Annotated in this window: 23 protein-coding genes, 1 tRNA gene and 1 rRNA gene; 17 read left to right on the top strand and 8 right to left on the bottom strand. The window is 37.4% G+C overall.

Annotated elements, in window-relative coordinates; all coding sequences use genetic code 11:
* Positions 1-21: 21 nt before the first annotated feature.
* Positions 22-98 (bottom strand) — tRNA-Ile (locus F985_RS19465).
* A gap of 59 nt (positions 99-157) precedes the next feature.
* Positions 158-1,695: ribosomal RNA gene (locus F985_RS19460) — 16S ribosomal RNA — on the bottom strand.
* A 543-nt stretch (positions 1,696-2,238) separates the two neighbouring features.
* Between F985_RS19460 and F985_RS19455 the strand changes: the two genes are divergently transcribed.
* Genes F985_RS19455 through F985_RS19445 form a run of 3 tightly spaced genes read left to right on the top strand, consistent with a single transcriptional unit; the run spans position 2,239 to position 4,465 of the window.
* Positions 2,239-2,742: a regulatory sequestration protein YfiR gene (locus tag F985_RS19455; protein WP_004704137.1), complete on the top strand. Its 504-nt coding sequence runs from the start codon at positions 2,239-2,241 to the stop codon at positions 2,740-2,742.
* A gap of 5 nt (positions 2,743-2,747) precedes the next feature.
* Complete coding sequence (locus tag F985_RS19450; RefSeq protein ID WP_004704135.1) at positions 2,748-3,971, top strand: diguanylate cyclase DgcN/YfiN; 1,224 nt, start codon at positions 2,748-2,750, stop codon at positions 3,969-3,971.
* Between the two features lie 14 nt (positions 3,972-3,985).
* Positions 3,986-4,465: an outer membrane lipoprotein YfiB gene (locus tag F985_RS19445; RefSeq protein WP_004704133.1), complete on the top strand. Its 480-nt coding sequence runs from the start codon at positions 3,986-3,988 to the stop codon at positions 4,463-4,465.
* Between the two features lie 46 nt (positions 4,466-4,511).
* On the opposite strand, the gene F985_RS19440 is transcribed toward F985_RS19445, so the two are convergent.
* Positions 4,512-5,522: a metallophosphoesterase gene (locus tag F985_RS19440; protein ID WP_004704131.1), complete on the bottom strand. Its 1,011-nt coding sequence runs from the start codon at positions 5,520-5,522 to the stop codon at positions 4,512-4,514.
* A gap of 106 nt (positions 5,523-5,628) precedes the next feature.
* On the opposite strand from F985_RS19440, the gene F985_RS19435 reads away from it, so the two are divergent.
* Positions 5,629-7,254, top strand: coding sequence for a phospholipase D family protein (locus F985_RS19435; RefSeq protein WP_004704129.1), 1,626 nt, complete (start codon positions 5,629-5,631; stop codon positions 7,252-7,254).
* On the opposite strand, the gene F985_RS19430 is transcribed toward F985_RS19435, so the two are convergent.
* Entirely contained in the window at positions 7,255-8,064 is an 810-nt protein-coding gene (locus F985_RS19430; RefSeq protein ID WP_004704128.1) for a lysophospholipid acyltransferase family protein, read from the bottom strand.
* 203 nt (positions 8,065-8,267) lie between these two features.
* On the opposite strand from F985_RS19430, the gene hflX reads away from it, so the two are divergent.
* The 4 genes from hflX (at position 8,268) to F985_RS19410 (ending at position 11,228) form a co-directional block, all read left to right on the top strand.
* Entirely contained in the window at positions 8,268-9,602 is a 1,335-nt protein-coding gene (gene hflX, locus F985_RS19425; protein WP_004704126.1) for a ribosome rescue GTPase HflX, read from the top strand.
* Between the two features lie 42 nt (positions 9,603-9,644).
* Positions 9,645-10,016: a hypothetical protein gene (locus F985_RS19420; RefSeq protein WP_002048719.1), complete on the top strand. Its 372-nt coding sequence runs from the start codon at positions 9,645-9,647 to the stop codon at positions 10,014-10,016.
* Positions 10,017-10,026: 10 nt separating this feature from the next.
* On the top strand, positions 10,027-10,701 hold the full coding sequence (locus F985_RS19415) for an LrgB family protein (protein ID WP_004704123.1): 675 nt from the start codon (positions 10,027-10,029) through the stop codon (positions 10,699-10,701).
* Between the two features lie 83 nt (positions 10,702-10,784).
* Positions 10,785-11,228, top strand: coding sequence for a DUF2147 domain-containing protein (locus tag F985_RS19410; RefSeq protein WP_004704121.1), 444 nt, complete (start codon positions 10,785-10,787; stop codon positions 11,226-11,228).
* A gap of 39 nt (positions 11,229-11,267) precedes the next feature.
* Here F985_RS19410 and F985_RS19405 read toward each other — a convergent pair whose 3' ends face one another.
* Genes F985_RS19405 through pdxA form a run of 3 tightly spaced genes read right to left on the bottom strand, consistent with a single transcriptional unit; the run spans position 11,268 to position 13,927 of the window.
* Entirely contained in the window at positions 11,268-12,107 is an 840-nt protein-coding gene (locus F985_RS19405) for a symmetrical bis(5'-nucleosyl)-tetraphosphatase (RefSeq protein WP_004704119.1), read from the bottom strand.
* Entirely contained in the window at positions 12,108-12,920 is an 813-nt protein-coding gene (rsmA, locus tag F985_RS19400; protein WP_004704118.1) for a 16S rRNA (adenine(1518)-N(6)/adenine(1519)-N(6))-dimethyltransferase RsmA, read from the bottom strand.
* A gap of 23 nt (positions 12,921-12,943) precedes the next feature.
* Positions 12,944-13,927 (bottom strand): 4-hydroxythreonine-4-phosphate dehydrogenase PdxA, encoded by a 984-nt coding sequence (pdxA, locus tag F985_RS19395; protein WP_004704116.1) that lies wholly within the window; start codon positions 13,925-13,927, stop codon positions 12,944-12,946.
* 173 nt (positions 13,928-14,100) lie between these two features.
* Between pdxA and rplM the strand changes: the two genes are divergently transcribed.
* From rplM to F985_RS19370, 5 genes are all read left to right on the top strand, one after another.
* Positions 14,101-14,529: a 50S ribosomal protein L13 gene (rplM, locus tag F985_RS19390; RefSeq protein ID WP_002117832.1), complete on the top strand. Its 429-nt coding sequence runs from the start codon at positions 14,101-14,103 to the stop codon at positions 14,527-14,529.
* 12 nt (positions 14,530-14,541) lie between these two features.
* Complete coding sequence (gene rpsI / locus F985_RS19385) at positions 14,542-14,928, top strand: 30S ribosomal protein S9 (RefSeq protein WP_002048725.1); 387 nt, start codon at positions 14,542-14,544, stop codon at positions 14,926-14,928.
* Positions 14,929-15,100: 172 nt separating this feature from the next.
* On the top strand, positions 15,101-15,754 hold the full coding sequence (locus F985_RS19380; RefSeq protein WP_004704113.1) for a glutathione S-transferase N-terminal domain-containing protein: 654 nt from the start codon (positions 15,101-15,103) through the stop codon (positions 15,752-15,754).
* 6 nt (positions 15,755-15,760) lie between these two features.
* Positions 15,761-16,195, top strand: a complete 435-nt coding sequence (locus tag F985_RS19375) for a ClpXP protease specificity-enhancing factor (RefSeq protein WP_004704111.1) — start codon at positions 15,761-15,763, stop codon at positions 16,193-16,195.
* 17 nt (positions 16,196-16,212) lie between these two features.
* Positions 16,213-16,869 carry a hypothetical protein gene (locus tag F985_RS19370; RefSeq protein ID WP_004704109.1) on the top strand — a complete coding sequence of 219 codons (657 nt, stop codon included), beginning with the start codon at positions 16,213-16,215 and terminating at the stop codon, positions 16,867-16,869.
* A gap of 400 nt (positions 16,870-17,269) precedes the next feature.
* Here the strand turns inward: F985_RS19370 and F985_RS19365 are convergent, their stop codons facing one another.
* The gene (locus tag F985_RS19365; protein ID WP_001223318.1) at positions 17,270-17,971 is read right to left on the bottom strand and encodes an IS1-like element ISPa14 family transposase; all 702 of its coding nucleotides are present in this window, start codon (positions 17,969-17,971) and stop codon (positions 17,270-17,272) included.
* A gap of 39 nt (positions 17,972-18,010) precedes the next feature.
* Here F985_RS19365 and F985_RS0104645 point away from each other — a divergent pair, with 39 nt between their 5' ends.
* The 4 genes from F985_RS0104645 (at position 18,011) to F985_RS19350 (ending at position 20,390) form a co-directional block, all read left to right on the top strand.
* Positions 18,011-18,361 carry a roadblock/LC7 domain-containing protein gene (locus F985_RS0104645; RefSeq protein ID WP_031944552.1) on the top strand — a complete coding sequence of 117 codons (351 nt, stop codon included), beginning with the start codon at positions 18,011-18,013 and terminating at the stop codon, positions 18,359-18,361.
* An 82-nt stretch (positions 18,362-18,443) separates the two neighbouring features.
* Positions 18,444-19,409, top strand: a complete 966-nt coding sequence (locus F985_RS19360; RefSeq protein ID WP_004704103.1) for a hypothetical protein — start codon at positions 18,444-18,446, stop codon at positions 19,407-19,409.
* Positions 19,410-19,417: 8 nt separating this feature from the next.
* Positions 19,418-19,978: a GTP-binding protein gene (locus tag F985_RS19355; protein WP_004704101.1), complete on the top strand. Its 561-nt coding sequence runs from the start codon at positions 19,418-19,420 to the stop codon at positions 19,976-19,978.
* Positions 19,971-20,390 (top strand): roadblock/LC7 domain-containing protein, encoded by a 420-nt coding sequence (locus F985_RS19350; RefSeq protein ID WP_004704099.1) that lies wholly within the window; start codon positions 19,971-19,973, stop codon positions 20,388-20,390. Before F985_RS19355 ends, F985_RS19350 begins: the two co-directional genes overlap by 8 nt.
* Positions 20,391-20,407 lie beyond the last annotated feature (17 nt).

Raw genomic sequence — 20,407 nt, 5'->3', positions numbered from 1 at the left:
AACTTCAACCAGTCAAAGTCATGGTGGGTCTGACAAGACTTGAACTTGTGACCCCACGCTTATCAAGCGTGTGCTCTAACCAACTGAGCTACAGACCCTCAGATACATCTATGAAGAACAACTTGTTGTGGATTCTTACCAATCGTCAATCTTTCGTTAAGGAGGTGATCCAGCCGCAGGTTCCCCTACGGCTACCTTGTTACGACTTCACCCCAGTCATCGGCCACACCGTGGTAACCGCCCTCTTTGCAGTTAGGCTAGCTACTTCTGGTGCAACAAACTCCCATGGTGTGACGGGCGGTGTGTACAAGGCCCGGGAACGTATTCACCGCGGCATTCTGATCCGCGATTACTAGCGATTCCGACTTCATGGAGTCGAGTTGCAGACTCCAATCCGGACTACGATCGGCTTTTTGAGATTAGCATCACATCGCTGTGTAGCAACCCTTTGTACCGACCATTGTAGCACGTGTGTAGCCCTGGCCGTAAGGGCCATGATGACTTGACGTCGTCCCCGCCTTCCTCCAGTTTGTCACTGGCAGTATCCTTAAAGTTCCCGACATTACTCGCTGGCAAATAAGGAAAAGGGTTGCGCTCGTTGCGGGACTTAACCCAACATCTCACGACACGAGCTGACGACAGCCATGCAGCACCTGTATGTAAGTTCCCGAAGGCACCAATCCATCTCTGGAAAGTTCTTACTATGTCAAGGCCAGGTAAGGTTCTTCGCGTTGCATCGAATTAAACCACATGCTCCACCGCTTGTGCGGGCCCCCGTCAATTCATTTGAGTTTTAGTCTTGCGACCGTACTCCCCAGGCGGTCTACTTATCGCGTTAGCTGCGCCACTAAAGCCTCAAAGGCCCCAACGGCTAGTAGACATCGTTTACGGCATGGACTACCAGGGTATCTAATCCTGTTTGCTCCCCATGCTTTCGCACCTCAGCGTCAGTGTTAGGCCAGATGGCTGCCTTCGCCATCGGTATTCCTCCAGATCTCTACGCATTTCACCGCTACACCTGGAATTCTACCATCCTCTCCCACACTCTAGCTAACCAGTATCGAATGCAATTCCCAAGTTAAGCTCGGGGATTTCACATTTGACTTAATTAGCCGCCTACGCGCGCTTTACGCCCAGTAAATCCGATTAACGCTTGCACCCTCTGTATTACCGCGGCTGCTGGCACAGAGTTAGCCGGTGCTTATTCTGCGAGTAACGTCCACTATCTCTAGGTATTAACTAAAGTAGCCTCCTCCTCGCTTAAAGTGCTTTACAACCATAAGGCCTTCTTCACACACGCGGCATGGCTGGATCAGGGTTCCCCCCATTGTCCAATATTCCCCACTGCTGCCTCCCGTAGGAGTCTGGGCCGTGTCTCAGTCCCAGTGTGGCGGATCATCCTCTCAGACCCGCTACAGATCGTCGCCTTGGTAGGCCTTTACCCCACCAACTAGCTAATCCGACTTAGGCTCATCTATTAGCGCAAGGTCCGAAGATCCCCTGCTTTCTCCCGTAGGACGTATGCGGTATTAGCATCCCTTTCGAGATGTTGTCCCCCACTAATAGGCAGATTCCTAAGCATTACTCACCCGTCCGCCGCTAAGTTAGGTAGCAAGCTACCCCTCCCCGCTCGACTTGCATGTGTTAAGCCTGCCGCCAGCGTTCAATCTGAGCCATGATCAAACTCTTCAGTTAAAATCATTTTGTACCTTATTTAAAGACAAGGTACCAATTCTGGCTCATCAATTACTGACTTAAATTTCGCTCAAATAAACTTCGAGTAATTTAAACCAATCAATCAATGAAAATTATTTCGATTAATCAATCAGTAAAAATCCACACAAGTTGTTCTTCAATTCTCTTAATGATCTTCTTCCTGGTTCGTCACCAGCAAGCTAGGTCGGCTATATTACTCTTAATCTCTTAAAAGTCAACAGGTAATTTCGATATTTTTTAAAACTTATTTTCTAAACCATCTTATCATCAAATTCATCACTTAAAGCAACTAACTTAATCACAAGTAACTGTTTTTCAACAAGTTTCTATCTGCATCACCGCCGATGGATGTGCATTATAGACCATTAAATTCCCTTTGCAATACCTTTCTCATATTTTATTATTCAACAGATCATTTTTTGGGCTTTTTAGTAGAAATTAGATGAGATATTAAACTTTTTTTAGTTAATCAACTTCATGTAGAATAGATTATTCATGCAATTGATGTGGCATTAACTCACCATGTGGCATTCCGCTAAGAAAGTATTATTCTGCATACTTGTAGTGCTTGCTACGAGTGGGCCTGCGTATGCCAATTCAAAACATAACTTCTATGTGCTGACTTTATCTATTTTAAGTTATAGCAAATGGGAGAATGTAAGCACCCCTACTCTTTGTGTAATTGATAATGCTTCAATTACTTCTACTTTTCAGTCTTATATTCAACAATTATCTTATAATTATCGTGTACAAACAGTTAATGTTAAAGATTTCCCCAAGTCACATTGCCAAGCTGTTTACTTTTCTACAACTTCTCCTCAACAACAACAAAATTTAATTCAGAATTATCCATATCGTTCTTTGCTTTCTTTAAGTATTAATAATCCAGAATGTGAAGTTGGTAGTATCTTTTGTTTATATGATCAAAATAATTACACCACTTTTAAAGTTAACTTAGATGCATTAAGCCATTCCAAGGTCCATATTGATCCAAGGGTATTACTCTTGGCTAAGAATGCGGAGTAAGGGCCATGATATCTAAGTTGTATCAGTCCACTTCTCTACATGCTCTTTTTAGAAAGTCTCAATTTACGATTTTTGCGATTACTTTTTTTATTTGTTCTTTCACCTTTGTATCTATTTCCGTTTTTACTATGGAAACTTATGCAAAGCAGAATTTGCAATTACTTAGTCATACGCTTCTTGAGCGTATTCAACCTGCTGTAGTGTTTAATGACAAGATCACAATAGAACAGATCTTAAATGAATATACGAATGATCATTCTATTCGAGCTATTCATATTTATGATTCTGAACATCATTTAATTGCACAAAGTTTTAAGTTGTCTAGTCAAACTTCTGTTTTGGAAGGATGGTTTAATCATTGGTTCTTAAATGAGCCTGTACATTTAACGATTTATCATCACCAACAGAATGTTGGCGAGCTAACGCTTTTTGGTAGCTCTGAAAAAATATTGCAATTTTTAAAGATGATTATGGTCGGTCTAGCGATCGCGATGTTATTTATTGTTTGTGCACTATGGTGGTCAGTGAATTTAACTTATCGTCAAATTATGCAGGCAATTTATCCTCTTACCAATATTGCTCAAATCGTAAGTGAACAGAAAGCTTATAATCTTCGCTTTCCATATAACCGTATTAAAGAGTTTCAAGATTTAAATACTGTTTTTAATCAGTTGCTTGAAGAAATTCAAATTTGGGATAATCAGTTACAAAAGGAAAATCGAAAACTATCTTTTCAAGCTCATCACGACCAACTTACATTACTACCAAACAGACATTATTTTTATCAAATATTGTTAGATATGTTTGAAGATAAGGATTTTGACAACAAGTCTGCTCTATTATTTATAGATAATAATAACTTTAAGGCAATTAATGACCAGTTCGGACATTTAGCTGGCGATGAAGTCTTAAAAGAGATGGCCAAAAGATTACAGACTCGTTTACGGCATCAAGATTTTATTGCTCGTCTAGGCGGCGACGAATTTGCGGTCATTTTGCATTCCATTAGTCATGCTGATCATTTAATATCTATTGCTGAAAATTTACTCGAAAGCTGTAAAGAACCTTTGCATCTAAATGATCAAACGATTTATTTCAGTTTTAGTGTGGGGATTGCTTTATCCCAATTTGCGTCTAGTCCAGAAGATTTTATTATGCAAGCCGATCAGGCGATGTATAAGGCTAAGACTTCTGAGCAACATTGGTTTATTTATAAACCAGAGAATTAAATTTAGGCTAATCTATGAATACAAGATCTTTAAAACTCTCCTTTATTGCATTGCTGTGCATTGCTCTTGCAGGCTGCTTGAGTTTTGGCCCTTTGAAATATCGTCAAGTAAAAATGCTAAAAAAAGAGGGTTTTGTTCTAACTAATGAAGGCTGGACTCTAGGTTTACCAGAACGTTTATTATTTGATTTTAATGATGCAACGTTGAAACAAAGCCATGAAGCAGAACTTGTACGCTTAGCAAATCAATTAAATAAATATGATTTGAATAAGTTAAAAATTGTTGGTCATACTGACGATGTAGGTAATCCTGAATACAACCAGAAGTTATCTGAAGAGCGCGCACAAAGTGTTGCTAACCTTTTCTTGACTCGTGGTTTTAAAAAGGAAAATATTTATGTTATTGGACGTGGTTCAACTCAACCATATGTACCAAACACAACCAATGAAAATCGGGCAATCAATCGTCGTGTTGCAATCGTCATTATTCCTTAATTTTCTTATTTAAAAAAAGCCAATCTTCGTGATTGGCTTTTTTGTTTTATACAAGTTCAATAATATCAATAGTCGGTGGTACACGAAATCTTAAAGGTATGCCAACCATACCTGTTCCAACAGTAACAAATACATCCGCATGCTCGTGTGAATAAAAACCACGTTTGTGACCTAAAATTGATACTTTTTTCATAATGTAGTTAGTTACCCACGGAAGCTCAACCTGTCCCCCATGAGTATGTCCTGATAACATCAAAGGTCGATTAGGTAATTTGGGAACCATATCTACTGTATCTGGATTATGAGAGAGGATTAGCCACGGTTTATCTTGTGGTAAGTTTGGCATTGAACGCATATCGGTTTTTCCCGCCCATAGATCACCAATACCAATTAAACGAAATTCGTCAAACTCAACAATTTTACCTTCAATATCCATAACTTCATTGTAGTGAAGTGCATCTTTTAATAATTGTTGGATAGGTGGTCCTGGATATTGTTCATCATGATTTCCAGGAACTGAATAGACTGGGGCTTGAATATCTTTGAGTACAGCCAGTTCTTGTACTAGTTTGTCTTCTGGTTCATAGGTCCAGTCGCCTGACACAACCACCAAGTCAGGCTGTTGTTCATTGAGTTTTTTCACAATGATTTTGAGTTGACGTTCGTGACCAGAAAATAAACCTATATGTAAATCAGCAATTAAAGCAACTTTTACAGGCTTATTAAAACGGCGATCCGGATTCAAACGATATTGATGAACATCAACACGTACCATATGCGGTTCTATAAAACGTGCATAAATGAGGATACCGCTTAATAAAAAGATAAAAATGGTTTGATGAATTGAGTAATATCCTATCCAACCTGCATATAAGTTAAAGAACCAAAGTGGAATAAGAAGATAAGATAGATAAAAAGTAAGTAAGTGGACAAAAGCTTTAAATGGATGAATTGTTTCTGTACGTGATTGATGAATCCAAGCTTCGACAATGCCCCACAAGGCAAGTATTGAAAAAATAAAGTAAAAACAAAAGATGATTGAATTTGGATTCCACATTACGATTCTCGACTTATCTTATATTGATTGCTAGTAATCAAATTCAATATTTATCTTTCAATATGCACGAATTATACTCTAGCTCACCTTATCGTATGTATTGATTATGGCACAATCCTTTCATTCCAAACAGCTTCAAACTCATCAACAGGCTAAAGGCTTTTTGATCAAAGCTTCTTTAGTTGTCTGTTCAAGTTTTGCTGTGACTTTGACAGGTTGTAGCACTTTACCCAAACATCGTGCAGAACCGATTGAATATGCACGAGATATCGATACATCTCAAACTTCACTTGCAAAAATTATTACACCTTTGCGGGAACAAAATCCAAATTTAACGGGTTATCATCTGTTAAATGATCCGTTAGAAGCACTTGCGGCTCGTTTAAGGTTGATTGATAAAGCCGAAAAGACTTTAGATTTACAATATTATATTTGGGATAATGACAAGGTCGGCGCTTTAGCTTTACATGCGATTATTCGTGCTGCAGATCGTGGCGTTAAAGTACGTTTATTGATTGATGATAATAACGCTAAAAAAATGGAAGGGGTTTTACTGGCCCTTTCTCAGCATAAAAATATTGAAGTTAAATTATTTAACCCTTACCGTTTTCGCGAATACCGCGCGATGGATATGATTTTAGACTTAAAGCGTATCAATCGTCGTATGCATAATAAGAGCTTTATTGCTGATAATCAGGTAGCGCTCATCGGTGGGCGTAATATGACAAATCAGTATTATAACGTCAGTGATAATTACCAATTTTCTGATGTTGATGTCATGTTAGTCGGTGCTGCTGTTGATGACATCGTAAATTCTTTTGATGATTACTGGAATCATGAATATGCCTATTCGGTCCAGAGCATTGTTAGTGCTCAACAACACCGTTTACGCTATGAAAGTTTAAAAGAACAACTCGATGCTCATTATCAACAGGCAACTGTTCAAAACTTCCTTAACTTAACTTCTAAGTCACATGCTTTTGATAAATGGCTAGACCATAACATTCAATTTGACTGGGTTAAGGCAGAGGTCGTAAAAGACTCCCCTGATAAAATTAAGTCAAAAGCAAAAAAAGAAGAGCATTTAAATTTCCAATTGATTAACCATTTAGAAAAGCCCGAAAGTAATGTTGATTTGATTTCTGCTTATTTTATTCCTGAAAAGCAAGGCGCTAAAATTTTGAGTACGCTTGCGAAAGAAGGTGTAGAAGTTCGAGTTTTGACAAACTCATTTAAGGCAAATGACGTTGCTGTAGTCCATGCTTTTTATGGTAGATATCGAAAAGAACTTTTGAAAAATGGCGTACAACTTTATGAGTTTTTACCAGCCCCAGATAAACGTAATTTAAATAAAAATACGGAAGAGTTGGCAACTAAGGCTAAAGTGAACATGAAAGGCTTAAGTCGCTCAAGCTTACATACCAAACTCATGGCTTTAGATGAACAGGTTTTTATTGGATCATTCAATTTTGATCCACGTTCTGCTTATTTAAATACTGAAATTGGTGTAATTTTAGATAGCCCATCGCTAGCAAAAACAATTCACCATACGATGGATGAAAACTTAAATAAATATGCTTATAAATTAAAGCTCGACCCGAATAACAATATTTATTGGCAACAAGAAACCTCCAAAGGGCCTGTTATTTATAAAAAAGAACCAGAAATGAAATGGTGGCAAAAGGCAGGCATGAAGTTTCTTTCATGGCTACCTCTCGAAGGGTTTATGTAATTAACTTTTTGGCTTAAGTACTTTTTGATGTAATTGAGCCAAACCTTCTACCATTTTTTGTTGGACTTCTTGAGTCAGACTTTTTACATCGTGCCCTTCGACCGAGATAGGAGGCAAGGTCAGTAGATGAGCTGTTACTTTCGGCATTTCTAGCACATGCTGAATATGTTCAACAAATGACATCTCACCAATAAATGGTGCAACATTATCTAATTCACCATGACGGTTTACATAGCAAATTAAGCACACCTGTACTGGACGCTTGGCTTCAATAGCAGCCCCGAGTAAACGACCATGTATTTTTTTAACAGAATGTCCATCTGTAGTAGTCGCTTCAGGAAAAAATAATACTGGAATATTTTGTTTTAAGAATTCAGCAATTTGCTCTCGAATTCTAATAGAGTCACCAGAACCACGCTTAATAAATAAAGTACCGCCACCCTTTGCTAAGTTACCAAAAATAGGCCAATTTTCTATTTCAGCTTTAGCCAAAAAGAATACGCGCGCACCAGAACCTAAAACAGCAATATCAAGCCAAGAAATATGATTGCTTACCCATAAAGCTGGCTCTCTAGGAATCGTTCCATGCACTTGAACATCGAGGTTAAAGACTTTGCATAAACGGCGACAAAAATATTGGACGTATCGTGTATTAACAGGATTATTTGGATCCTTATAGAGTCCATGACGATAAACTAAATAAAAACCTTCACTGATCGCCGCAGTTGCTGAAGTAACTTTCTTTCCGTACAAGCCTATTTTAGAAAATTTCTTTAACGTTGAATTTAATATACTTTGCGTTTGAGCCATAAAATTTCACTAACGATCAATCATTGTTATACCTATCTCGAGCCATTCTATACGTTTCGCAATTAACTTGCATCGCTATGCGATAGAAGCAAATAAAAAATAAAATGCATGTAGATAATCTAAAGGATAAGAGTAAACCCTTTCCCCTTTTACTCAAGTTTCCTCTAGAATAAAGTTTTACCCTTTTCAGGATTTATAGCCACGTGGAATTAGTTGATCGGCATCAAGGCGGTGAACGCACAATATTAGTGAGTGTGTCTGTTCAATTATTAGATGATCTGGATGCCGAAGAGTTTGCTTTACTTGCACAGTCTGCTGGTGCGGATATTCTTGAGCACGTTAAAGTACAACGTAATAAGCCAAATCCTAAATTTTTTATTGGTTCAGGTAAAGTCGATGAAATAGCAGAGAAAGTTCAAGAATTAGAAGCCGGGCTGGTTATTTTTGATCATGCATTATCACCCGCTCAAGAACGAAATTTAGAAAGAATATTAAAATGTCGGGTCATTGACCGTACTGGTTTAATTTTGGATATTTTTGCCCTACGTGCCCGCACCCATGAAGGTAAATTACAAGTCGAACTTGCTCAGCTTAAACATTTATCAACTCGTCTAATTCGTGGTTGGTCTGCTGACTTTGAACAACAAAAAGGTGGTATTGGCTTACGTGGTCCTGGTGAAACACAACTCGAAACAGACCGTCGCCTCATTCGTGTACGTATTACTCAGTTAAAAGACAAGTTAGAGAAAGTCCATCAAACTCGTATACAAGGACGAGCAGCCAGACAAAAAGCTTCAATTCCAACCGTATCTTTAGTGGGTTATACCAATGCAGGAAAATCTACTTTATTTAATATTTTAGCGAAAAGTGATGTATATGCAGCCGACCAACTGTTTGCAACACTTGATCCAACCTTACGTCGTTTAGAATGGGATGGTATTGGTACTGTTGTGCTCGCAGATACTGTCGGTTTTGTGCGAAACCTACAACATGATTTAGTTGAGTCTTTCAAGGCAACTTTAGAAGAAACGCTTGAAGCAACATTACTCTTACATGTAATTGATAGCAGTAGCCATGAAATGCTAGATCAGATTGAAGCTGTTGAAGGTGTGTTAAAAGAAATTGGCGCAGATGCCCCTGTCCTTCGTGTTTACAACAAGATCGATTTAAGTGGTGAAGAGGCTAAAATTGTTTATTCAGAGCCGCATGTTCCTGATCGCGTTTATGTATCTGCACATTCAGGTTTAGGTCTAGATTTACTACGTCAAGCTGTTCAAGAATGCTTAATGGGACAACTTCAACAATTCTCATTAATACTTAAACCTGCTTATGGCAAATTGCGTACCCAACTTTATGCTTTAAACGTTATCGAATCTGAACATTATGATGATGAAGGGCTATTACATATTGATATACGAATAGCCCCTCATAAGCTCGAGCAATTAATTCGCCAAGCCAAATTACCTATAGATGAGATATTGGGTGAACGAGCGAATCAGTTTAAACGACCACTTGAAGAGTTTGAAATCAAGAACTAGATCAGTTAAAACTTGATAAGTACACTTTTAGAGATAAAAAATATGGATAAGATCAAAAGTATAGATTGGGCAGCATGGGTAGGAACTTTTCTACTTATTATCGGTTTTCGTGAAGGCTCAGTCGTCGTTATGCGTGCTTTTGGTCATCCAGAATTAGGAAATCTGGTGGGTTTAATTAGTTTGCTCATCATTTTACTCATTTGGCGTAAATTTAAGAAAATCCCATTAAGACTAGTCGACACCAATAATAAAATCATGAAAGAAAGTGGTTTTGCTTTTTTACCCATTTGTGCAGGATCATTAATTATGCTGGTGCATATGGGCAAAGAAATTCCTTTATTTCTCTTTGTACTAGTGGTGAGCACGCTTATCCCGCTGTGGGTCTATGCAAAAATGGCCAAACACTGGTTATAAGGAGAATAAAATGTTTATGATTTTATATGGATTTTTGATCACTCTAGTTGGCTACCTTTGTGCAAAACCTTTAAACCGCCGTTTCCCTCAAGTCCCTCTCTTAGTTTTCGGTATGTTCATTGTGATTGGTTTATTATCAATCTTGAAAGTTCCTTATGAAGAATACCGACTTTACGTAAACGATTTATTCAGCCACCTATTAGGGTATGTCACCGTTGCTTTAGCGATACCTTTGGCTGCAATGCGATATGACGATTTACCTCTTAAATCGGTTATTGGAATCTTATGTTTTGCAAGTATTAGCGCCGTTGCTTTACCAATGGGCCTTGCTTATTTATTGCATATGTCTGAGCCTACTATTCTGGCTTTTGCTACACGCGCTGTAACTACACCTATTGCTTTAAACATCGCAACTTTATTACATGCCCCTGAAACATTAGTCACGTTAATTGTGATTTTATCTGGAGTTATTGGTGCAGCATTTTCACCATTTTTACTTAAGCATATTCATGATGAAAGAGCATCAGGTTTAGCTCTAGGTTTAGCCGCACATGCTATTGGAACAGCTCAAGCTTGGCAACGTGGCCCTGTTGCGGGTCGTTATGCCGCTTTTGGTATGGCTTTAAATGGTGTATTTACCGCTATATGGCTACCGACTTTCATGTTATCTGTAGGAATTTCCTGATCAAAAAGTAGTTCAAATAAACATTGAACCAGTGATCAATTAGAAATAAGATGATCTTTTCAAATCTAAAAGGATTTTTGATTATGGGGAAATTTTTTGTTGGAGCGTTGCTCTTATTGGGGATAAATTCAGCTACTTTTGCAGCTGATATTACTGGTATGTGGCAAACGATTGACGATAAAACTGGTACGCCTAAGGCTCATGTAGAAATACGAAAAGAGGCAAATGGTACTTATTCAGGAAAAGTTGTAAAAATTACACCGCGTCCCGGTTATACACCAAAAGAAATTTGTGATAACTGCCCAGCGCCTTATACCAATAAGCATATTGTAGGTTTAGATATCGCGACTGGTTTAAAACAAGTGGATAGTACAACCTACACTGGTGGGAAAATTCTAGACCCAAATACTGGCAAAGTTTACGGATTAAAAGCCAAACTCAGTGCAAATGGTAATCGTCTACACATGCGTGGTTATCTTGGAGTTTCAGCTTTAGGCCGCAATCAAATCTGGATTCGCCTAGAATAAATCTTAAAAAGAAAAAAGCCGCTTATGCGGCTTTTTTTATTACATGACAGGATTAACTACTGAAAAACTTTGCTGGTCTTCAAGACGATAAGCAATTAAGTTTTTACCCCATACACAGCCACCATCTACGTTCTGAATATGTTCACTGATTGTTCTGCCTTCTAGAGCAGCCCAATGACCAAAGAATACTTGATGTGTTTGTGCAGCTTTACTTGGAAATTCAAACCAAGGTAAATAACCTTCTGGCATAGGTGCATCTAAAGTATCTTTAAAACTAAATTCCAATCTACCTTCTGCATTAGTTAAACGCATGCGTGTTAAATAATTGGTAATACAGCGTAGGCGGTCATTACCAGTTAACTCATCTGTCCAAAGATCTGGTTTTGAACCATACATTTCAGCTAAAAAAGCATCTAATACAGACAGATCATCATGTGCTAATACAGCTTCAACTTCTTTTGCTAAAGCAGCCGTTTTTTTTGCATCCCAAATACAAGGTATACCAGCATGTGTTAGCACAGTTTGTTCATTTGGAAATAAACATAATGGCTGTTTACGTAACCAGTCGATGAGTTCATCACCATCCACAGCGTCAATAACATCCTGTGTACGATCTTTATCTTTAATTTCTTTAAGACCACGAGCACCAGCAACCAGTGTTAAATCATGATTACCTAAGACGGTTGCAGCTGCGCCACGATCGGCTAGTTTTTTAATAAAACGAAGTGCACCGACAGAATTTTCTCCACGTGCAACTAAATCACCAGCAAACCAAATAAAATCTTGGTCAGGATCAAAACGTATTTCTTTCAGCAATGCTTTGAGTGCTTCAAAACAACCTTGAACATCTCCAATGATATAGTTATAGCGCTTGGTCATTTATGCCACCATTTGATCTGCCAAAGCGACAAACTCGGCAAGCGTCAGAGTTTCTGGACGAGCCATTGGGTCAACGCCTGCTTTCTCAAAGCCATCTTCTGCCAACATACCTTTAAGGCTGTTTCTTAGGGTTTTACGGCGCTGAGTAAACACATGTGCAACCAAACGAGCTAAAGCTTTCTCATCTTTTGCGACAATCGGTTTTTGTTCGTAAGGAACTAAACGGAATACTGCACTCGTTACTTTTGGCGGTGGATTAAATGCGCCTGCAGGAACTTCAAATAAAAATGTAGGCTGGCAATAATATTGAATCATTACCGATAAACGACCATATTCTTTTGTATTTGGTTCAGCAGTAATACGATCAACCACCTCTTTTTGCAGCATAAAGTGCATATCTTTGACTTTGCTACCAAATTCCAAGAGATGAAAAAGTAGTGGTGTTGAAATGTTATAAGGTAAATTACCTACTACACGTAATGGTCGACCATCTTTTACGAGTTCACTAAAGTCATATTTTAATGCATCAGCTTCTACAATAGTTAAACGTTCTGGATGTGGAACACGCTCTGGCAAACCCGCTGCTAAGTCACGGTCTAACTCAACAACTGTTAAAGCATCACACTCTCCAATTAAAGGAGAAGTTAATGCAGCCAAGCCCGGACCAATTTCAACAATGTTATCGCCTGTACGCGGATTGACAGATCTTACAATTTTGGCAATGACTCGCTGATCATGTAAGAAGTTTTGACCAAAACGTTTACGAGCTTTATGCCCTTCATCTTTCGGGTTTAGGGCATTAATTTGATACATAGAACATTTCCAACATGAAAAATTTAACTCTCTGCCAACGATAAAGCTAAATCGACAGCGACATTTAAACTTGAGCTTTTTGCCAAACCTGTCCCAGCTAAAGACAGAGCAGTACCATGATCGACTGAAGTTCGAATAAACGGTAAGCCCAATGTGATATTAATTGCTTCACCAAAACCTTGTGATTTTAGCACAGGTAAGCCTTGATCATGGTACATGGCAAGAACAGCATCAGCATTTTTAAGATGTTCAGGAGTAAATAAAGTGTCTGCTGGCATACTTAAACTGATTTTAATGCCTTGAGAGCGGTAAGTTTCAAGAACTGGATTAATGGTATCAATCTCTTCACGACCTAAGTAACCATCTTCACCCGCATGAGGATTTAAGCCACACACCAAAATCCTTGGATCAGTAATTTTAAACTTAGTTTTTAAGTCATGAAGCAAGATGTCTATTACTTGATGCAAGCGTTGTTTGGTAATTGCATCTGCTACATCTCTTAAAGGCAAATGTGTAGTCGCTAAAGCAACTCGCAAGGTTTTAGTGGCGAGCATCATGACAACACGCTCTACACCTGCAAACTCTTGGTAATATTCGGTGTGACCACTAAACAAAATTCCTGCATCATTAATGACTGATTTTTGTACCGGCGCAGTAGCTACACCTACACTTTTACCTGACATTGCATAATCAGCTGAGCGACGTAGTTGCTCTAATACATAAGCAGCATTAGCTGGGTCTAATTGACCATCAGTGACTTCTGTTTTTAATGCAACATGCTCTATATAAAGCTCACCTTGTAAAGATGATTGAGTCTGTCCGGTATACTCTAAAAACTTAATATCTAGGCCAAGCTTTTGAGCACGTTGTTGCAATAAATTTCGGTCAGCTAAAACAACAACAGGACGTTCATCAACTCGTTTCGCCAGACTCAAACAAATATCTGGACCAATACCGGCAGGCTCACCGGAAGTGACATATAAAGGCAGCACAATCACCCCCGACACATTTCTAAAATTTGAATTATTTTAACATATCCTACATTCATCGGATTAGGGATTAAATTATCTACCTCACACTGGATTTTTCTTGTGACTTTGGACAAACTCGTTTAGAATGCTTGCTCCTTTTGTTTGGACAGATTCCATAGTCCAAACCAACTATAATAGGTAGTGGTTTAATGAAAACTCTCAGCGCTAAGCCAGCTGAAGTTCAACATGACTGGTATGTTGTTGATGCTTCTGGCAAAACTTTAGGTCGCCTTGCGACTGAAATCGCTCGTCGTTTACGCGGTAAGCATAAAACTTCTTATACTCCTCACGTTGACACTGGCGATTACATCGTTGTGATTAATGCTGAACAAGTTCAAGTGACTGGTAAAAAATCACTTGATAAGAAATATTATCGCCATACTGGTTTCCCTGGTGGTATCCGTGAGACTAACTTCGAGAAGTTAATTGCTCACAAACCTGAAGCTGTTCTTGAAAAAGCGGTTAAAGGCATGTTACCAAAAGGTCCTCTTGGTTATGCAATGATCAAAAAAATGAAAGTGTACGCTGGTACTGAGCATCCGCATGCTGCTCAACAGCCACAAGTTTTGGACATCTAAGGGATACAGCACATGGCTACTAATTATGGTACAGGTCGCCGTAAGACCGCAACTGCACGTGTTTTCTTGTCAGCTGGTACAGGCAAACTCGTTATTAACAACCGTACTTTAGAGCAATATTTCGGTCGTGAAACTGCTCGTATGGTTGTTCGTCAACCTTTAGAACTTTTAGAAGTTACTGAAAAGTTTGACCTTTACATCACTGTTAAAGGTGGTGGTATCGGTGGTCAAGCTGGCGCGATCCGTCACGGTATTACTCGTGCGCTTATCGCTGCTGACGAAACTTTAAAACCTGTTCTACGTCAAGCTGGTTTCGTTACTCGTGATGCTCGTGAAGTTGAACGTAAGAAACTTGGTTTACGTAAAGCTCGTAAACGTCCTCAATTCTCTAAACGTTAATTCGTTTACCGAATCGGACAAAAAGCCTTGGATTTTTCCAAGGCTTTTTTATTATAAAAACAGAACCAAAAGATAAGAACTTATAAATATAAAAACTATCTCTTTAGAACCGTGATTTCCTAGAGCATTTTTAGTATTCTAATCGATTCACTCAACCACGTCGTCTTGTGATATGTCGGTCGAAAATACCTCTATTCAGGGGATTACCCTTTACAGCCATGCTGATGATTTCCGTTCTCACTGGATTCGTTTCTTATTAGCAGAAAAACAAATTAAATATCAATTGATCATAACTGATCACGAAGATGAGGATTTAGCAAGTCTAAACCCTTATAACCAATTACCGATGCTCGTTGAGCAAAACCTGAAATTATTCTCAGCACCCATTATTGCTGAATATCTTGATGACCGATATCGTCAGAGCAAACTTTACGCCGATGCGCCGATGGCACGTGCAGAACAACGACAATATATTTGGCGTCTTGAAAATGATTGGTTCAAATTGGCTGATCATATGCTCAAACATGTAGATACTTTAAATGTAGAACAAAAACAAAAAGCCCAAAAAGAACTACGTGAGACCTTAATTTCTCTTACTCCACTATTTCAGCATTTTCCTTACTTTATGTCGGAAAATTTTTCAATTTTGGACTGTATGCTCGCCCCAATTTTTGTGAGGCTGAATAGCATGGGAATTGATTTACCAAAGCAGCAGTGTCGGCCTATATTTTTGTACTGTAAACGTATCTTTAGCCGCCCTTCTTTTGTTAAATCAATGACGGCCCAAGAGAAAACCCGTTACAATGAACAATTAAATATGGAATAGTGTGATATGTCTGAGCAAACTATTGAATTAACCCCTACACGTCCTTATCTTGCTCGTGCAATCTATGAATGGATTTGCGACAACAAACTCACACCTTATTTACTTGTTGATGCAACACAGCCACATACGGATGTACCACAACAATTTGTCAAAGATGGTCAAATCGTTTTAAACATTGTTCCACATGCTGTACATCAATTATTGATTACCAATGATGCTATTACTTTTTCAGCACGGTTTGGTGGAGTTTCCAAGAATATTTACGTGCCTATTCAAGCTGTTTTAGGCCTGTATGCACGTGAAAATGGTCAGGGTTTATTCTTTGATCCAGAAGAATATGCCAATGTCACTCCTGCAGAAAATGTAATGGGGCCAGAAGTACAAGAATCAACTGAAACAACATCGAGCAAGAAAAAACCAACATTAAGAATTTTAGATTAAATTTAGAGGAATAAAGTATGGCATTTGATTTAGTCCAATACTTTGCTGAGCAAATAAAAATTCAGAAGCCTCAGCTTTTAAATCAATATCCAGCAAATGAAAAGAATAAGCTGATTGATGAAGTTAACGTGCTAACACTTGGCAAGTTAATCAGCTTATGGCGTCAAGATGATAGTAAAATTTATAATGAAATAAAAACTGCTGATCCACTATATATTCAAGAAGTAGCGCGCCATCTAACTACATCTAAACACAATCAATCAGTTTTAAAAAATACTGAGCTCGAACAAAGTATTTCTGAAATTCTCACATTACAGTTAACAGAGCTGAATCAGCTTGATGACACTGGTGGGTTCGGTCAAAATGGATTGAAAGAGCTCATCTTAGGTCAAGTTGAACATTTATCAGGCCAAGCGGAAGACTGGGTTTGGTCAACAAATCACCTAACAGAGTTAATTGGTTCTAAACCTGTTGAGCAAGAAGAGCTATCATTGGATACAACAATGAAGGAGTTTAACCAAATGGTTCATCAAGCCCAACCATCCCACGAAGATTTGCATATTGAAGAACAAACAATCGAAACTTCAGTTCCTACATGGTCAAAGATCATTGCTCCTGTAGTTGCTTTAGCAATCTTGGGTTATTTGTACTGTATTTATACTCAGCTTGTTTAATTTCATCATAAACATTAAAGGAGGAACAAATAGTTCCTCTTTTTTTATTTTAAAAACATAATTTATTATCCCATATTATTTTAACATTCTATTACAATTATTAAATTTTGAATAAAAATTATATAATGCGAACCTGAGCACAATATTAAAAGTATAATGCATAAATTTTCTTATAATATTTTTTATAATATGACATTTTTGGTCACTTACTTACCCAAACATCAATTTTAATTTAAACTTGTTTGATTGACTTAAACTTGGGTAGAAATATAATGATTTTTAACTACTTTTAAATAAAAAGTAGTAACTATAATTTTATAATCCTGAGAGATAAAAATGGCTAAACTTTCTTTAGATAGCTTAACTGAAATTGGGTGGTGTTTCAAAAAGTATGCTGACATTAAATGAAGCCATTATTGATGTAAAAAAAGGTTAAGTCGAAAGCTTTAAAATGGTTTTCAATCTTTTTTGAAAAATTACAACTCCTTCTAAAACCACGCCTAATTCGATGCCTTATTTTGCAATTATTACCTTCAATACCTACAGTAAAAAATTTACCAATACTTTGCTTGCAGTTTTTAAAAGCAGTTATGAAACTGTCCCAATGATCACTTGCAATTCGGGTGTAGTGAATACCTAATTGTTTAAGCTTTGTTTTCAATCGTTGAACTGTAGCTAAGTCTCTTTTACCCCAAACATAAGCAACAATCTCACCTGTTTCTCGATGGTAGGCGTAAATAAGCCATTGTTTATTATTTTTATTTCCCACAAAAGTCCAAAACTCATCAACTTCAAGAGACTCATAATGACTTTGTTTAGGCTGAATTTGGTAGGTCGATTCGGTTAAAGTACGTAAAACTTTACCGATACTGATTCGCTCAACTTCAGCGATATCTCGTATACCACTACCTCTGACCATCAACTGTAATATTTTTCGAGTAATGCCTGAATTACATCCTAGATAGCTCAGAGCATGGTCACCAATAAACTGACGTTTACAGTCTTTGCACTGATAGTTTTGTTTCCCATCTACTTTGATGCCATTTTTCTTTATACTGTCACTGAGGCAGGTTGGACATTTGATTTCTAGAGTTATTCGCATTTCTCTATTTTATCAAAATTCAACCTGCTTTGTTTCAGCATACTTTTTGAAACACCACCTGAAATTGATGGTTTTGTTGCATCTGCACTTGTTGATTCAGAAAGTGGTTTATCACTTGCAACTCAAGGCGGTGGGGAAATTGATTTAGAATTGGCTGCTGCTGGAAATACAGAAGTCATTCGCGCAAAGAGAAATATCGCTAATGCATTGAAATTAAATGATAATATTGAGGATATTTTAATTACTTTAGGTAAGGCTTATCACTTAATTCGTCCATTAGAGAGTAATAACAACTTATTTCTTTATTTAGTACTTGATCGTACTAAAGCAAATTTGGCTATGGCTCGCCATGAGTTAAAGTCATTTGAAAAAGAGCTAGACTTCAGCTAATTGATTTAATTTATGCTCTTTATATTAATTATAAAGAGCATAAAAAATCACTACACTATTTAATAAAACTTAAAATGATACTATGGATAGTCATTGCATAAATATTGCAGTTTCAGGTTTAAGCTTAAAAGTTTCAGATGAATTAAAAATATTAATCCGAAATTTAATATCCAATCAATATGGGATTAATTGGGTTAACATTTCTAATAATAATATTGATTTATTAATCATTAACGAAAACTTTTTTGATGCAGATAACATTCAAAATATTCTTCAAAAGAAAAAAATTCCTTATTTAAAAATTACCAAAACACCTTCACAAAATGGAAATTCTATATATGAACATACTTTACACTTTCCTTTAGAAAAGTCAGAGCCCCTTCTATCTTGGCTACAAAAAAATGTATTAGCCTCTTTAGAATCTACTGCTATTAACTCTACGTCAGCTTTATCAAATGAAATGGCTCTCATAGATGGGCAATTTATAAAAAGTTTACATAGTCAGGAAAATACCAAATTACATTTATTTGATGATAAAGGTACGCTCGCTATTATTGATAACAGGACTCAGGTCGCTTGGGTAGAACCTTCTCGTCAAAAAGCACATACCAATATGAGTTTTAATTTTGCTTTTGCCAAAACCTCAGACTTTACAAAGGTTTCACGTAAAAAAGGTTATTACTTAAAAGATTGGTTATGGAATCTCATCTGGTATTCAAATGAATTTGAAAATTTAGCTTCGGCTGATGGTTATTTCAAAATAGATCATTGGCCGCAACCATATCAAAAAGAATATAGAAAAATTAGCCTTCAGCTCTCTGCCTGCTTTATTCAGGGAGCAAAAGTCACTGATGTAGCAAAACAACTTAACCAACCAATCGATGTTATTTTACGTTTTATTACGGCTTGCTTAATGGCAAATAACGGACAATATGTTTCTGCAAATAAGTGTTCATACGCTCCTCAAACGAATTCAGAAGGCTCAAATAGTGAAAGTCATTTTTTTAAAAATTTCATAGGAAAAATTAGACGTCGTTTTGGTTTTTAAGGAACAGTATGATTATACAGCAATATAAAATTGTCTTTGCGGGCAGTATGGGGGCGGGAAAAACAGAAGCGATCAAATCGCTATCTGAAATTCCAATTTTAGGAACAGAAGCATTTAATACAGATGTAGAAAGCCATCAAAAATCACAAACAACAGTCGGAATTGATTACGGCGAAATTACACTAGATGATGGAGTTAAAATTGGCTTATATGGAACACCTGGACAAAGCCGTTTTGATTTTATCTGGTCAGTTATTTGTGAAGGCGCAATCGGTATTATTCTTCTGTTAGATCATAACAGCCCAAGTGCTATTAGCGAGCTAGAAAGCTATTTGGAAACCTTTAAAAACTATAATAATAATATTGCGATTGGTATTACACATATTGATGAAAATAAAGAATCTTCACTTCAGCAGTATCGTAATTGGTTAACAGAAAATAAACTTCAATATCCATTATTTTTTATTGATGCAAGAGAACAAGAGCACATTTCAATGATGGTTGAATCATTAATTGCATCACTTGAAGTTAAGGTAGGCGCAACATCTCAAGGGAAAGATCATGCTTAGTATTCCAGTTCAAAAACGAACCGCTCCAACACAATTGCTACAACTTGCAAAAAGTGAAGCCCAAAAAATTCTGATGAATACACGTGGTGTAGACTTTGTGATGATTTGTTCTTCAGATGGGTTTGAATTAGCAACAGTAAGTCACAAGAACTATCATAACACCACTAAATTAGCTGCGGTGAGTAGTTCTATTTTGGCAATGGTCACTGCATTTTTAAAAGAAATTCAACTGACCGGCTGTAACAACATCACCTTAGATGCTGATAATGGCAAAGCCATTTTAACGGCCATTCCAGCGATCCATCACCCGATGGTGATGGTTACCCTAAGTAATAGAGATGTACTTTTAGGGCAACTGCTTTACAGTCTAAAAAAAGCAAGCCAAGTGATTGCAGAGGTAGATGGAGAATAACCCACACGGCTATAAAA

It is taken from the genome of Acinetobacter seifertii (genome assembly GCF_000368065.1).
GTDB lineage: Bacteria > Pseudomonadota > Gammaproteobacteria > Pseudomonadales > Moraxellaceae > Acinetobacter > Acinetobacter seifertii.
The sequence above is the reverse complement of the archived record's forward strand: the minus strand, read 5'-3'. Positions and strand labels throughout refer to the sequence as shown.